We start from the raw sequence: 13,528 nt of genomic DNA, 5'->3' as shown, positions 1-13,528 counted from the left end.
GCTTCAAGGGGCCGCGCTTCTCATCATGACGCGATCGCCGGTTACCAATCCCTATCTCCTGGTCCTGCCGGGCTTTCTGCTCGCCGCCTTCATCATCCTGTGGCCGCTTTACCAGCTCGGCGTCATCTCGCTCAGCGAGGTCAACCGTTTCGGCCAGCTCCGGGGTTTTGCGGGCTTCGACAACTATGTCGCGGTGTTCACCGACCGCGAGTTTCTGGGCGCGTTGTGGCGCACCTTCATCTGGACCTTCGGCATCGTCTTCGGTGCGCTGATCGTGTCGGTGCCGGTGGCGCTCGTGCTCAACGAGGATTTTTACGGCCGCTCGATCGCCCGCGTCATCGTCATGCTGCCCTGGGCCGTGTCGCTCACCATGACGGCGATCGTCTGGCGCTGGGCTCTCAACGGCGAAAGCGGCATGCTGAACTCCGGCCTGCGGGCCCTCGGCCTGATCGATACCAACATCCAGTGGCTTGCGCGCGCCTCCACCGCCTTTCCAATGCAGATCCTGATCGGCATTCTGGTGACCATTCCCTTCACCACGACGATCTTTCTCGGCGGGCTTTCCTCCATTCCCGACGATCTTTACGAGGCCGCGCGGCTCGAGGGCGCCAATCGCTGGCAGACCTTCCGCCGCATCACCCTGCCGCTCATGCGGCCCTTTCTCAACATCGCCCTCGTGCTCAACATGATCTATGTCTTCAACTCGTTTCCCATCATCTGGGCGACGACGCAGGGCGGCCCCGCGAATTCGACTGACATTCTCGTAACTTACCTCTACAAGCTCGGATTCAGATTCGGGAAGCTCGGAGAGGCTTCAGCCTTGTCCATCATGATGTTCGCGCTGTTGCTGGCCTTCACCATCGCCTATGTGGCGCTGGCGATGCGGAGCGAGCGGCGATGAGCGCGAAGCTGAAGCGGACGATCGTGGCCTGGGCGGTGCTTTCGCCGCTCATCGTGCTCATCCTCTTTCCCTTCGCGGTCATGTTCATCACCGCGATCAAGCCGCAGCAGGAGGTGCTGCGGCCGACCTGGTGGCCGAGCCGGATCGCCTGGCAGAATTTCATCGACATGTGGTCGGTCACCAATTTCGGACCGGCGCTCTGGAACTCGGTCTATGTGGCCGTGCTGTCCACCCTGCTGGCGCTGGTCGTCTCCATACCGGCCGCCTATGCCTTGAACAGGTACCGGTTCGCGGGGCAGGGTTTCTTCCGGCAGTTTCTGCTTGTTTCGCAGATGCTCTCGCCCATGGTGCTTGTCATCGGGCTGTTCCGCCTCGTCGTGTGGCTCGGCCTGCTCGACAACGTCAATTCGGTCGTCTTCGTCTACGGCGCCTTTGCCGTGGCCTTCACCGTTCTGATGCTTCAGAGCTATTTCGCCACCATACCGCGCGATCTGGAGGAGGCTGCCTGGGTGGAAGGCGCAAGCGCATGGAAGGCGCTCATCCGCGTGTTCCTGCCATTGGCCCTGCCTGCGATCACGGTCACGGCCATTTTTGCCTTCATCAATTCCTGGAACGAGTTCGTGATTGCGCTCACCATGCTGCGCCGGCAGGAGAGCTACACGCTGCCGATCCAGATTTTCTCTCTGGTGGCGGGGCGCTATACGGTCGAGTGGCATCACGTGATGGCAGCCACATTCGTGGCCACGATTCCCGTCGCCATCGTCTTCGCCTGGCTCCAGCGCTATCTGGTGCGTGGCCTGGCGATCGGCGCGGTAAAATGAACGGTCCCAATCAAGGAGTAGACAATGCCCAAGCAGGTTTTCGGCAAGTCCCATGTGCCGCTTTCGCCCGCCGTGCGCGCCGGCGATTTCGTCTTCGTTTCCGGCCAGGTGCCGGTCGGGCCGGATGGCGTTGTCGTCAAGGGCGGGATTGCCGAGCAGACCGAACAGGTTCTTGAAAATCTCAAGGCGGCGCTGGAGCTTGCCGGCTGCACGCTGGACGACGTGGTCAAGACCACCGTCTGGCTTGAGGACGCGCGCGATTTCGGCACGTTCAACGCCGTCTACGCGAAGTATTTTCCGAAGGACCCACCGGCGCGGACGACGGTCGAGTCGCGCCTCATGATCGACATCAAGATCGAGGTCGAAGCGGTTGCGTACAAACCCGTTTGACGCAGCCATCCATGGACCATTGGTGAGGCGGCTCCGCGCGGGAACGCCTCACCCGCGTTGAGAGATACGGCCGCGGAAGGCGCTCCGGCGGCAAGGAATGGAGAAGGCGAATGCCATATGATCTTCTATTGCGGGGCGGACGCGTCATCGATCCCGCAGCCGGCATCGACGGCAAGCGCGACATCGCCTTTTCCAACGGCCGTGTGATGGCGGTGGAGCCTGAGATTCCGGCCGAGAACGCCAGGCAGGTCGTCGATGCCACGGACTGCCTCGTCACGCCGGGCCTGATCGACCTGCACAGCCACGTCTATTGGGGCGGCACGCCGCTTGGCGTCTGTGCCGACCAGCTGGCACCGCGCAGCGGTACCACCACCTTCGTTGACGCGGGCAGCGCCGGTGCGGGCAACTTTCTCGGTTTCCGCCGGCATGTCATTGAGCGTTCCCGTGCGCGCATCCTTGCCTTCGTCAACATCTCCTTCCCTGGGATTTTCGGTTTCTCAAGCCGCATCATGGTGGGCGAATGCGGGGATTTGCGCCTGCTCGATCCGCGCGAGGCGGTTGCCGCGATCCGCGACAACAGAGATCTCGTGGTGGGCGTCAAGGTGCGTTCCGGGCGTATTGCCGGGGGCAACAGCGGTATCGCGCCGGTCGAGATGGCGGTGGAGGCGGCCGACAGGGCGCAACTTCCCCTGATGGCGCATATCGACGAGCCGCCGCCCGGCCGGCTGGAGGTGCTGCGGTGCATGCGCCCGGGTGACGTGCTGACCCACTGCTACCGGCCATTCCCCAATGCGGCGATCGACGGAGCAGGGCGCATCCGTGCCGACATGCTGGCGGCGCGCGAGCGGGGGATCATTTTCGACATCGGCCACGGCATGGGCTCGTTCGATTTCTCCGTGGCGCGGACCATGATCGCGGAAGGTTTCGCGCCGGATGTCATCAGCAGCGACCTGCATCTGTTCTGTGCCGACGGTCCGGCCTTCGATCTTCTGACCTGCATGTCGAAGCTGCTTGTGCTCGGCATGCCGCTTGTGGATGTGGTGCGCGCGGTCACAGAACGCCCCGCCGCCGCCATCGGCCGATCGGAACTCGGCACCCTCACCGTCGGCTCGCCGGGCGATGCTGCCGTGCTGAAGCTCAAGCCGGGCCGCTTCACCTATATGGACGTAAACGGAGAAATCGTGGAGGGCAAGGAACGGCTCGTCTCCCAGGGCATCGTCGTCGGCGGCTCATGGTGGCCGAACGAACCCGCCGGAAGCGCTCCTGATCTCGGCAGCTTCACGCACCATCACCCCGAAATGCACGCCGATGTGGTCGCCCGGCATTTCGGGCCGATGCACCGCGGCGACTGTTGATCTGCCATAACCCCATCGGTGTGCCCCTAGACGAAGCCTGCCGAATGTCTTGACTGTGCTCTGATCCGGCATGAAAATTCTACCGGCAGGGGAAGGAGGAGCCCCTGGGGAGGAAACGATGTCGAGCGCCATCAAGCTCTTTCGGGGCGAGTTCGGCCACGTCTCGATTCTGACCGTGGCGAACGATCTCGTCAGCCACGCCCATGAGGAAGTGCATATTATCATCTGGCTGGCGGGTTCCGCCGGCGAGATGACCGTCGGCGGCGAGCGCGTGCGTCCCGGCCCTCGCGTGGCGGTCGGCGTGAACGCGCTTCAGCCGCACCGGCACGATTTCCCGTCCGGCGGGGAAGGGCAGTTTCTCGCTTTCTACATCGATCCGGACTGGATCGTCCGGCGGCGTGGAAACCTTCATGCGCAAAGGGTGTTTGCGACGAGCGCCATTCCCATGGATGCGGGCCTGAACACGTCCGCCGTCCAGCTCTTGAACAGCCTCAAGGATGGCGACGCGCCTCCGCATCTTGCGGCATACGAGACGAAGCGCCTCATCGACCGCATCCTCGACGCTTCGGACGCGCAGAGGCGCCATGCGGAGGCGCCGCCCGCTGGCGTGCGCGACCACCGGGTGCGCAAGGCCGCGGCACTGATGAAAAGCCGCATCGCGGACCGGGCCTGTCTCGACAAGGTCGCGCGCAGCGTGGGGCTCTCGCGCCCCCACTTCTTCGCCCTGTTCAAGGAGCAGATGGGGCTCACGCCCAATGTCTACTGGAACTCCATGCGCATGGCAGAGGCGGCGCGGCGGCTGCGGATGTCGGAGCAGCCGCTGATCGACATCGCCTGCGGGCTCGGCTTTTCCACGCAGGGCAATTTTTCGCGCTTCTTCCGCGATCATTTTGGCGTGCCGCCCAACGTCTACCGGTCCGCGGCGCGGGAGCTGCGGCAGTAGCATCAGCGCTGCGATTTTCAGACGGATTGATACGGCCGCCAGACGCAATGATAAGCATCGCCTGCCATGGCGGTTATCCTTCCCTGGGGCGCAATTCCAGGAACAGGTGATCCGGTTTCCGTCTGGAACTGCGCAACAATAACTTGGCGATCCCTTCTGCATTTCCGCGAAAAGCAGAGGGGTTCTCGAGGAGCATCCGCAGGGAGGGAGCCTGGTATGGCGAGCGTCACTGTCTCCAGCGTTATAGACGCGCCGGTGGAAAAGGTCTGGGCGGTGATCCGCGATTTCAACGCACTGCCCGACTGGCATCCGCGCATGGTGAAAAGCGAGATCGAGGATGGCCGCCCGTCCTGCGAGATCGGCTGCGTGCGCCGGTTCCAGATCGTGAGCGGCGCCACGCTGAGGGAGAAGCTGCTCGCCCTTTCCGATCACGACCATTCGGTGACCTATACGATCCTGGAGACGCCGCAACCGATCACGAACCACGTGGCGACGCTCAGGCTCATTCCGGTCACCGACGGCGACCGCACCTTCGCCATCTGGAGCGCCACCTTCGATGCCCCGCCCGAGGAAGCTGACAAGATCGCCGAAGGCATGGGCGCGAACGTGTTCCAGGGCGGTTTCGATGCTCTGAAGAAGCTCTTCGCGGGAGAAAAATAGGAGGGTGCGATGGGCCTGACCCTTCAGACCTGTGCGACGGTGGCGGAAGCCCGGTCCGCGCTCAAGACTGCCGGGTCCCGCTATATGGGCGGCGGCACGCTGGTGGTGCGGGCTGCCAATGAAGGGGATTTGACCTTCTCCACCGTCGTGCGCGCGGTGGACCCCGCCCTTTCAGGGGTCGAGGTCAGGGATGGCCGGGCTCGGATCGGGGCTTCCGTTACCATGAGCGCGATCCTTGCCCATCCTGAGCTCCAGGTTCTTGCCCCGGCGGCCCGTGCTGTGGGCGGCCCGGCCGTGCGCAATATGGCCACGGTCGGCGGCAATCTGTTCGCGCACGCGCCCTATGGCGATTTTGCGGCCGCGCTTCTGGCGCTCGACGCGGTGGTTTCGACGGAGGAGGGGGAACTCCCGCTCGATGCGTTCTTCGAAAGGCGCGACCGCCTGGAGGGCACGGCCATCGTGACGTCTGTGGCGTTCACGTTGCCGTCGCCCGAAAGCTTCCGCTTCCTGAAGGTCAGCCGCGTTCATCCAAAGGGGGCTGCCGTGCTGACCATTGCCGCCGATCTGCGCGAGGAGGCGGGCGTGATCGCCTCGGCCCGGATAGCGCTTGGCGCGATGGCCGCGCATCCGGTTCGTGCCCGCGCGGCCGAGGCTGCGCTTGCTGGACGGCCGCGGACTCGGGAAGGCGTCGCCGATGCGCTTGCGGTCGCGCTGGAGGGAACGGACCCGCCCACGGACGCGATCGCCAGCGCGTGGTACCGGCGCGAGGTTCTGCCGGTGCATCTCGGCAGGCTGCTTCTGAGCTGAGGAGGCGAGGCCGCATAACCATCGGTTTTGGGAGGAGGCGATGGCGAAGATTGCAGTACAGTTCACGCTCAACGGCAGCGAAAGGGCGGAGTTTGTGGAAAGCGGCTCCACCCTGCTTTCCGTGTTGCGCGACAAGATGGGGGATACTTCACCCAAGGCCGGCTGCCGCCAGGGCAGTTGCGGCGCCTGTTCAGTGATTGTGGACGGGGAGCTGACCCTTGCCTGCCTGACGCTGGCGGAGACCAGCAATGGAAAGGACGTCCGTACCGCTGCGGGCCTGTCCTCCGGCGACGTGCTTCATCCTCTGCAGCGTGCCTTCGAGGAGGAGTTCGCCGCGCAATGCGGCTTCTGCACACCGGGCATGATCATGGCAGCTACGGTCCTGCTTGAGCGCAATCCCAATCCCAGCCGCGAGGACGTGATCGAGGCCATCTCCGGCAATATCTGCCGCTGCACGGGCTATGAGCCGATCATCCGGGCGGTGCTTGCGGCGGCGCGCTCCAATTCGGTGGCGGCGTGAGGAGGCAGGAATGAAGCTCGCCAAGACCTATTTCGCGGACGAACGCAACGACGATTTCTCCGAGATCGGCCAGCCGCTCCCGCGTACCGATCTGCGCGGCCATGTCACCGGCCGTACAGTCTATTTCGCAGACCGCACCTTTCCCGGAATGCTGTATCTCAAGATGGTGCGCAGCCCGCACCACCACGCCCGCATTCTGAGCATCGATACCAGCGAAGCGGAGAAGCATCCGGGCGTCGTGCGCATTCTAACGGCCAAGGACGTGCCGCAGAATCTCTACACGATTCTCATCCTCATCCAGGTCGGGCCGGAAGATGAGCATGTGCTCGCGGAAGACAAGGTGCGCTGGAAGGGCGAGGCTGTGGTGGCGGTGCTTGCCGAGACCGAGCGCGCCGCACAGGAGGCCGCGGCCAAGGTCAAGGTCGAATATGAGGTGCTTGAACCCGTTCTCAGCATCGAGGATGCGCTGAAGCCCGACGCCCCGATCGTCAACGAGCATCACGGCCGCAACTACTACCTCTACGACAGCGGCGAATGCCGCAAGATCCGCTTCGGCGACGTCGAGGAGGGCTTTGCCGCCGCCGATCACATCCTCGAAGAGACGTATCAATCGAGCCCCATCGAGCATGCGCCCGTCGAGACCACCGGCTGCATCGTGGTGCCGGAGGCGAACGGCCGCTTTACCTGCTACACCAACACACAGGCGATGTTCTTTACGCTCGACAACGCATCCATCATCCTGCAGATGCCCGGTCACCGGCTGCACATGGTGGGCGGCACCGTCGGCGGCGGCTTCGGCGGCAAGGTGGACGTCATCGTCGAGCCGATTGCCATTCTTGCGGCCAAACTCACCGGCCGCCCGGTCTCCTTCATCTACACGCGGGAGGAGGAGATGCAGATTTCCTCGCCGCGCGCGGCCGAGAAGATCGTCATCAAGGATGGCGTGATGCGCGACGGGCGCATCGTTGCGCGCAAGGTCACAGCCTATGTCGATGCCGGCGCCTATTCCCGCCATTCGCCCTACGGCGCGCAGAAGGCGGCGGCGCATTTCCCGGGGCCTTACACGATCCCGAATGTGTGGATCGACAGCTACTGCGTCTACACCAACCGCACGCCTTCCAGCGCGATGCGCGGTTTCGGTGTGACCATCGCGGATTTCGCACTCGAAGTGCAGATGGACAAGCTCGCCCGGCTCATCGGGATGGACCCGCTCGAATTCCGCTTCATCAACGCTTATCGGGACGGCGACATGAAAGCCCACCGGCAGCCGACCGAAGGGGCTGCTCTCATCGAATGCATGCAGGAAGCCTCGATCGTGGCGGATTGGCCGGTGGACGAGCGTTTCATGGCGATGTCGTCGCGGGTGAGGGAGGGCTGAGACATGGCTTGGAAACGCGGTCGCGGCGTGGCGGCGATCAACTATCCCACCGGCATGAATTTGGGCGGAGACCCCACCCAGGCTCTGGTCCACTCCACCCCCACCGGCAACTTCATGGTCACGCTTTCGAGCGTCGATCTCGGGCAGGGGCTGAGGCAGGTGATCGCGCAGATATGCGCCGAAACCATCGGCGTGCCCACCGAATGGGTCACGGTCGACACGGCGGACACCGACACCGGGCCGCACTGCATGGGCACCTTCGCCTCGCGCGGCACGCACCGCGTGGGGAACGCCGTTATCCGCGCCGCTCAGGAGGCGCGCCAGGTCATGCTGGAGGTGGCCGCAGAAGAACTGGAGGCCGATGCCGCCGATCTCGAGACGGATGGCAAGGGCAACATCCATGTAAAGGGCGCCCCGTCGCTCTCGATCTCCATCTTTGAGACCGCGCTTGCAGCGCATTTCAAGCACGGTCGTTCCATTTCCGGCCGCGGCATGTTCCTTGTCCCCCGCTCCTATCCTGAGACGGAGACCGGGGCGATGAAACCCTCGACCTGCTATGCACATGCCTGCACGGTGGCCGAGGTGGAGGTGGACGACGAGACCGGCGAAGTCCGCGTGCTTTCCATAAAGAACGTCTTCGAGATCGGTCGCGCGCTAAACCCGAAGATGGTCGAGCAGCAGCTCATCGGCGGATCGTGGATGGGAATGAGCCACGCGCTCTACGAGACGACTGAGCCCTATTATCCCGTACGCGATCATGGCGCGCGCGACTTCAACGAATATCTCATGCCCGGCCCGGGCGACATTGCCGAAACCGAGATCGTCGTGCTCGAACGGCCGTCCGGCGACGGACCGTTCGGCGCCAAGGGGCCGGGCGAGATGTGCGCCAATCCGCAAATCCCGGCCATTGCGAACGCCATCTACGACGCCGTCGGTGTGCGCGTGGACACGCTGCCGATCACGCCGGAGCGCGTGTTGAGAGCGTTGCGCGCGCAGCAGGCTGCGGCCTGAGCGGGGCATTTCTGATGCAGGATGTGATCGACGCCCATTTCCACATTTGGCGGCAGGCCGACCTTCCCTGGCTCAACGGCCCGATGGTGCCGCGCATCTTCGGCCCCTACGAGCCGATCCGGCGGGATTACCCGATCGAGGAATTTCTGGACGACCAGAAGGCGTCCGGCGTCGCGAAGGCAGTCTATGTGCAGACCAATTGGGCCAAGGAGCGTTTCGAGGACGAGGTTGCCTGGGTCCAGAGAACGGCGGAGGAGACGGGCTGGCCCCATGCCATCGTCGGCTATGCGGACGTGACCGCCGAGGATGTGCGCCCGCAACTGGACCGGCTCAAGCGCTATCCGCTGGTGCGCGGCGTGCGCATGCAGCTCCATTGGCATGAGGTTCCCGAGTACCGCTTCGCGCCGTCACCCCGGCAGGTGATCGAGCCAAGGGTGCGCGCCAACGTCGCCCGGCTCAAGGATTACGGCTTCTCCTTCGATCTCCAGCTTTTCCCTGCGCAGATGCGCGACGGGGCGGAACTGGTGCGCGAAAACCCGGAAACCGCCTTTATCCTCACGCATTGCGGCATGTTGACGGACATGGCGGCCGAAACCGTTGCCGCCTGGGAGGAGGGGTTGCGCATCCTCTCCGAGCTGCCCAACCTCTTCGCAAAGCTGTCCGGGCTCGGCACCTTCGTGCACCGGAACGACCCGGAGCTGATCGCATTCGTCATCGGCCGGGCGGTGGAAATTTTCGGCAGCGACAGGCTGATGTTCGGATCCAATTTTCCCATCGAGAAGCTGTGGACCGACCACCTGACGATGATGACCGCCTATCGCGACGCCACGGCCTCCCTTTCCGAGGCGGATCGGCAGAACATTTTCCGGAACACGGCCCAGCGGGTCTATCGGCCGGTCTAGACGGCGACGGTCCGATCGTCGCTTCGGTTTGAAAACCATCGTCCAGTCGGGAATGTCTCTCTCCATTCGTCCTTAGAAAGACCCCTCGTGGGGTCTTCGGCCGGATGGCCGGCCAAATGGAGGCGTCGATGAAGGTCATACAGCACTTATGGTTCGAAAAGGACATGGAAGCGGCGGTCCGCTTCTACACTTCTCTCATTCCCGGTTCATCGGTGGACTGGGCGTCAGCGGTCCCGGCTGAAACCCCGAGCGGTCCTCCCGGCAGCGTCAAGATCATGGGCTTCACCCTCGGCGACCAGAACTACATGGCGATCGAGGCAGGGCCGTTAGATCCCTTCAACCACAGCTTCTCGATCATGGTCGAATGCGAAACGCAGGAGGAGATCGACCGGCTCTGGGATGCGCTGAAGGAAGGCGGTTCGGTCGAGCAATGCGGCTGGCTCCGCGACCGCTGGGGCCTCTGCTGGCAGATCGTTCCGAAGCGGCTTGGCGAACTGATGAACGACCCGGATGCCGAGAAGGCCAAGCGCGTGACGGAGGCCATGCTGAAGATGATAAAGCTCGACATTGCAGGTCTTGAGGCCGCGGCAAGAGGCGAGGCTTCCTGAAGGACGGCCTTACTCCCCCTACCGCCGCGATAGGCCCTATTGCCGGGAGAGCGTGCGCCGGACTGCGTCTGCCCAGCCCGCGAGCCTGGCTTTTCGCAGCCTGGCGTCCATCTGTGGCTCGAAGCGGCGCTCAAGCGCCCAGGCCTTGGCAAATTCGGCCTGGCCAGGCCACACGCCCGCTCTTGATCCGGCAAGCCATGCCGCGCCGAGCGCGGTTGTCTCCAGAATGGTCGGGCGGTCAATAGGCGCGTTGAGAATGTCCGCAAGGCACTGCATCGTCCAGTCGGACGCGACCATGCCGCCGTCAACACGCAGCACGGTGCTTTCAAAGGCACCCCGGCAGTCCTTCTCCATCGCCACGAGAAGGTCGTAGGTCTGATAGGCCACGGATTCGAGCGCGGCGCGGGCGAATTCCGCCGGGCCTGAATTCCGGGTCAGCCCGTAAATGGCGCCGCGTGCCTCTGCGTCCCAATGCGGGGCGCCGAGGCCCACAAAGGCCGGCACCAGATAGACCTGCTGGCTGTCGTCCGCGCTTGCTGCAAGCGTGCCGCTTTCGGCGGCCTTGCTGATGATGCGCAGGCCGTCGCGCAGCCATTGCACCGCCGCTCCGGCGACGAAGATCGACCCTTCCAGCGCGTAGGTCGTCTTGCCATCCAGCCGGTAGGCGATGGTGGAAAGGAGCCTGTTCCTGGAGCGGACCAGCTTCCCGCCGGTGTTCAGCACGGCGAAGCATCCAGTGCCGTAGGTGGATTTAACCATGCCCGGCTCGAAACAGGCCTGGCCTATGGTGGCTGCCTGCTGGTCTCCCGCCACGCCCAGGATGGGGATTTCGGTTCCGAAAAGCCGCTTTTCGGTCACGCCGAAATCGGCGGCGCAGTCCTTCACCTCCGGCAGGAGGGCTTCGGGAACGTCGAGGATCTTCAGAAGCTCCGCATCCCACGCGTTCTTCTCGATATTGTAGAGCAGGGTGCGCGAAGCGTTCGTGGCGTCGGTGACATGAGCCTTGCCGCCCGTCAGCCGCCAGATGAGGAAGGTGTCGATGGTTCCGGCCAGGAGCTCGCCCTTCTCGGCGCGGCGCCGCGCGCCCTTCACATGATCGAGCAGCCACGCGAATTTCGTGCCGGAGAAATAGGGGTCGAGCAGCAGCCCGGTCTTGCGGGTGAATTTCGGCTCCAGCCCCTCTTTCTTGAGCCGCGCGCAGAGGGGCGCCGTGCGCCGGTCCTGCCAGACGATGGCGTTGTGGATCGGCTTTCCCGTGTCCTTTTCCCAGATGACCACGGTTTCGCGCTGGTTGGTGATGCCTATGGCCGCTATATCCGAAGCAGAAAGCTTGGCCTTCCTGAGCGCCGCGCGGATGGTGGAGACGACGCTTTTCCAGATTTCTTCAGGATCGTGCTCGACCCAGCCCGAAGCTGGATAGTGCTGGGTGAACTCCTTCTGCCCGATGGCGACGATCTTCATCTGGCGATCAAAGATAATGGCACGGCTCGACGTGGTGCCCTGATCGATCGCAAGTATGTAGCCGGTCATACTGCCCTCCCGAATCGGTGCAATTCTATTCAGCTGCCGTGAGCGGGTCACGGCCGGCAGCCTCCATTCGCCCGAAATCCCCGGGTGAAGGCATGCTCGCCACCCTCAGGTACGAGCGTGCTCTACGGTCGCCTCGGCGTCGTAGCCGTAGAGCCAGTCGAGGTCCGAGGCGAGGCTTTCGCTGCTTTTCAGCCGCAGAACGAGGTTGCGGGCGAATGCGAGTGGGCCTGCGGCGTGCCAGACCATGCGGTTGAAATCGCCTCGCGCGGCAACCCGCTCAACACGCGGCTTGCGGATGCGCTCGAAGCTGCGCAGCATCGCCGCCATATCGTTCTCGCGCGCGGCAAGGGCGGCAAGGGCGGCGGCGTCCTCAATCGCCATGGCTGCCCCCTGCGCGGCATAGGGTGTCACGGCGTGGGCGGCGTCGCCCACCAGAGCCAGCCCGCCCGGATGAATCCATGGGCTGTTGCGGCTCACCGCGTGCACGGACCATGCCGTCCACGGGGTGGCCTCGCGCAAAAGGGCGGCAAGGGCAGGGGCTCCGCTCTCCGCCTGTTTCAGGAGCAGGGCCGTATCGGCTTTGCCCGCCCAGCCGCGCGGGATGTCCGGCCCCTTCGTCACCGCGACGAGATTGATCTCCGCGCCCGCCCGCAGCGGATAGGCCACAAGATGGAAGCCCGGAGCCAGAAAGGCGGTGACAGTTTTCCGGGACAGAATGTCTCCGCCGATCCTTCCGGCGGCGTCTCCGCGCAGAACCGTCCGAAAGGCCACATGGCCGGTAAAGCGGCTGAGGCCGCCGCCTGCCAAAGGCCTCAGGCCCGACCAGACGCCGTCCGCGCCGATGAGAAGGCGGCACGGCACCTCGTGTTCGTGCCCGCCCTCCTTGATGCGGACGGCCACACCGGACCCGAAAGTGACGCCGTGCACCTCAACGCCCGTCTTGAGGGTGATAGAAGGCTCATCGGTTATGCTGGAAAGCAGCGCCTTCTGAAGATCGGCGCGGTGTGCGACGATATAGGAGTCACCCCAGCGGCTTGCGGCGGTTTGTGAAAGTGGAACGCGAGCAAGGATTGAGAGGCTTGCCGCGTCCTTCAGAACCACAGCTTCGGGCTTTACGGCATCCTTCTCCAGCCGGTCCAGTACGCCCAGCGAGCGCAGGATGCGGGTGGCGTTGGGTGAGAGCTGCAGGCCGGCACCGATCTCCTCCAGCCGTTCGGCCCGCTCGAATATCGTGACGGAGAAGCCCTTTCGGGCGAGCGCCAGTGCGGCCGTCAGGCCGGCGATCCCCGCACCGGCGACGGCGATCCTATCGCCGGCCATCGCGCAGGCGCCGCCCTACGCGATGTCCTCCTGCGCGAGACAGCCTTCAGGTACCGTCTGGTCGGGCTTCAGCTTCGGATTGTAGCGATACAGCGTCGAGCAGTAGGGACAGATGCGCTCCTCGTCATCGCCCATGTCGAGGAAAACATGCGGATGGTCGAAAGGCGGCAGCGCACCCATACACATGAATTCCCGCACGCCGATTTCGATCGAGCGATGGCCGTCCGTGTTGTGGAAATGGGGTGTTTCGTGGCCCGCCATTTCTGCTCTCCCGCGATGCACTGTTTGCGCAGCGTTTGGAGCATAAATACCTTCTTTGCAAGCCTGTGATATGAAACTGTCGTAAAACCGTGTCACGACATATTAGCGTGGATTGTCGCGA

At 64.0% G+C, this 13,528-nt stretch carries 15 protein-coding genes; 12 read left to right on the top strand and 3 right to left on the bottom strand.

Annotated elements, in window-relative coordinates:
• Nucleotides 1–25: 25 nt before the first annotated feature.
• The 12 genes from NYR54_RS13490 (at nucleotide 26) to NYR54_RS13435 (ending at nucleotide 10,296) form a co-directional block, all read left to right on the top strand.
• Complete coding sequence (locus NYR54_RS13490) at nucleotides 26–901, top strand: carbohydrate ABC transporter permease (RefSeq protein ID WP_261516215.1); 876 nt, start codon at nucleotides 26–28, stop codon at nucleotides 899–901.
• The gene (locus tag NYR54_RS13485) at nucleotides 898–1,722 is read left to right on the top strand and encodes a carbohydrate ABC transporter permease (RefSeq protein ID WP_261516214.1); all 825 of its coding nucleotides are present in this window, start codon (nucleotides 898–900) and stop codon (nucleotides 1,720–1,722) included. The genes NYR54_RS13490 and NYR54_RS13485 overlap by 4 nt, the downstream gene beginning before the upstream one ends.
• A 24-nt stretch (nucleotides 1,723–1,746) precedes the next feature.
• Nucleotides 1,747–2,112: a RidA family protein gene (locus NYR54_RS13480; protein ID WP_261516213.1), complete on the top strand. Its 366-nt coding sequence runs from the start codon at nucleotides 1,747–1,749 to the stop codon at nucleotides 2,110–2,112.
• A 110-nt stretch (nucleotides 2,113–2,222) separates the two neighbouring features.
• A complete protein-coding gene (locus NYR54_RS13475; protein WP_261516212.1) occupies nucleotides 2,223–3,467 on the top strand; it encodes an amidohydrolase/deacetylase family metallohydrolase in 1,245 nt (414 codons plus the stop codon).
• A gap of 118 nt (nucleotides 3,468–3,585) precedes the next feature.
• On the top strand, nucleotides 3,586–4,410 hold the full coding sequence (locus NYR54_RS13470) for an AraC family transcriptional regulator (RefSeq protein ID WP_261516211.1): 825 nt from the start codon (nucleotides 3,586–3,588) through the stop codon (nucleotides 4,408–4,410).
• A 216-nt stretch (nucleotides 4,411–4,626) separates the two neighbouring features.
• On the top strand, nucleotides 4,627–5,070 hold the full coding sequence (locus NYR54_RS13465) for an SRPBCC family protein (RefSeq protein ID WP_261516210.1): 444 nt from the start codon (nucleotides 4,627–4,629) through the stop codon (nucleotides 5,068–5,070).
• Between the two features lie 9 nt (nucleotides 5,071–5,079).
• On the top strand, nucleotides 5,080–5,877 hold the full coding sequence (locus NYR54_RS13460) for an FAD binding domain-containing protein (protein WP_261516209.1): 798 nt from the start codon (nucleotides 5,080–5,082) through the stop codon (nucleotides 5,875–5,877).
• A gap of 40 nt (nucleotides 5,878–5,917) precedes the next feature.
• The gene (locus tag NYR54_RS13455; RefSeq protein ID WP_261516208.1) at nucleotides 5,918–6,397 is read left to right on the top strand and encodes a (2Fe-2S)-binding protein; all 480 of its coding nucleotides are present in this window, start codon (nucleotides 5,918–5,920) and stop codon (nucleotides 6,395–6,397) included.
• 10 nt (nucleotides 6,398–6,407) lie between these two features.
• On the top strand, nucleotides 6,408–7,775 hold the full coding sequence (locus NYR54_RS19295; protein ID WP_341484309.1) for a xanthine dehydrogenase family protein molybdopterin-binding subunit: 1,368 nt from the start codon (nucleotides 6,408–6,410) through the stop codon (nucleotides 7,773–7,775).
• Nucleotides 7,776–7,778: 3 nt separating this feature from the next.
• A complete protein-coding gene (locus NYR54_RS19290) occupies nucleotides 7,779–8,786 on the top strand; it encodes a xanthine dehydrogenase family protein molybdopterin-binding subunit (RefSeq protein ID WP_341484308.1) in 1,008 nt (335 codons plus the stop codon).
• Nucleotides 8,787–8,800: 14 nt separating this feature from the next.
• The gene (locus NYR54_RS13440) at nucleotides 8,801–9,688 is read left to right on the top strand and encodes an amidohydrolase family protein (RefSeq protein WP_261516207.1); all 888 of its coding nucleotides are present in this window, start codon (nucleotides 8,801–8,803) and stop codon (nucleotides 9,686–9,688) included.
• Nucleotides 9,689–9,816: 128 nt separating this feature from the next.
• Complete coding sequence (locus NYR54_RS13435; RefSeq protein WP_261516206.1) at nucleotides 9,817–10,296, top strand: VOC family protein; 480 nt, start codon at nucleotides 9,817–9,819, stop codon at nucleotides 10,294–10,296.
• A 36-nt stretch (nucleotides 10,297–10,332) separates the two neighbouring features.
• Here NYR54_RS13435 and glpK read toward each other — a convergent pair whose 3' ends face one another.
• The 3 genes from glpK to NYR54_RS13420 form a co-directional block, all read right to left on the bottom strand.
• Entirely contained in the window at nucleotides 10,333–11,826 is a 1,494-nt protein-coding gene (gene glpK / locus NYR54_RS13430; RefSeq protein ID WP_261516204.1) for a glycerol kinase GlpK, read from the bottom strand.
• Nucleotides 11,827–11,931: 105 nt separating this feature from the next.
• Entirely contained in the window at nucleotides 11,932–13,146 is a 1,215-nt protein-coding gene (locus tag NYR54_RS13425) for an FAD-dependent monooxygenase (protein WP_261516203.1), read from the bottom strand.
• A 15-nt stretch (nucleotides 13,147–13,161) separates the two neighbouring features.
• On the bottom strand, nucleotides 13,162–13,407 hold the full coding sequence (locus NYR54_RS13420; protein WP_261516202.1) for a zinc-finger domain-containing protein: 246 nt from the start codon (nucleotides 13,405–13,407) through the stop codon (nucleotides 13,162–13,164).
• Nucleotides 13,408–13,528: the final 121 nt, after the last annotated feature.

It is taken from the genome of Chelativorans petroleitrophicus, assembly GCF_025398195.1.
GTDB classification, from domain to species: domain Bacteria; phylum Pseudomonadota; class Alphaproteobacteria; order Rhizobiales; family Rhizobiaceae; genus Chelativorans; species Chelativorans petroleitrophicus.
Note: the sequence above shows the minus strand (reverse complement) of the source record. Positions and strands in the feature narration are given on the sequence as shown.

Bases quoted from the DNA above. Each gene is read 5' to 3' on its own strand.
- NYR54_RS13485 (WP_261516214.1), top strand. From the start codon at position 898: ATGAGCGCGAAGCTGAAGCGGACGATCGTGGCCTGGGCGGTGCTTTCG.
- NYR54_RS19290 (WP_341484308.1), top strand. From the start codon at position 7,779: ATGGCTTGGAAACGCGGTCGCGGCGTGGCGGCGATCAACTATCCCACC.
- NYR54_RS13435 (WP_261516206.1), top strand. From the start codon at position 9,817: ATGAAGGTCATACAGCACTTATGGTTCGAAAAGGACATGGAAGCGGCG.
- NYR54_RS13480 (WP_261516213.1), top strand. From the start codon at position 1,747: ATGCCCAAGCAGGTTTTCGGCAAGTCCCATGTGCCGCTTTCGCCCGCC.
- NYR54_RS19295 (WP_341484309.1), top strand. From the start codon at position 6,408: ATGAAGCTCGCCAAGACCTATTTCGCGGACGAACGCAACGACGATTTC.
- NYR54_RS13420 (WP_261516202.1), bottom strand. From the start codon at position 13,407: ATGGCGGGCCACGAAACACCCCATTTCCACAACACGGACGGCCATCGC.
- NYR54_RS13475 (WP_261516212.1), top strand. From the start codon at position 2,223: ATGCCATATGATCTTCTATTGCGGGGCGGACGCGTCATCGATCCCGCA.
- NYR54_RS13425 (WP_261516203.1), bottom strand. From the start codon at position 13,146: ATGGCCGGCGATAGGATCGCCGTCGCCGGTGCGGGGATCGCCGGCCTG.
- NYR54_RS13470 (WP_261516211.1), top strand. From the start codon at position 3,586: ATGTCGAGCGCCATCAAGCTCTTTCGGGGCGAGTTCGGCCACGTCTCG.
- glpK (WP_261516204.1), bottom strand. From the start codon at position 11,826: ATGACCGGCTACATACTTGCGATCGATCAGGGCACCACGTCGAGCCGT.
- NYR54_RS13460 (WP_261516209.1), top strand. From the start codon at position 5,080: ATGGGCCTGACCCTTCAGACCTGTGCGACGGTGGCGGAAGCCCGGTCC.
- NYR54_RS13465 (WP_261516210.1), top strand. From the start codon at position 4,627: ATGGCGAGCGTCACTGTCTCCAGCGTTATAGACGCGCCGGTGGAAAAG.
- NYR54_RS13490 (WP_261516215.1), top strand. From the start codon at position 26: ATGACGCGATCGCCGGTTACCAATCCCTATCTCCTGGTCCTGCCGGGC.
- NYR54_RS13440 (WP_261516207.1), top strand. From the start codon at position 8,801: ATGCAGGATGTGATCGACGCCCATTTCCACATTTGGCGGCAGGCCGAC.
- NYR54_RS13455 (WP_261516208.1), top strand. From the start codon at position 5,918: ATGGCGAAGATTGCAGTACAGTTCACGCTCAACGGCAGCGAAAGGGCG.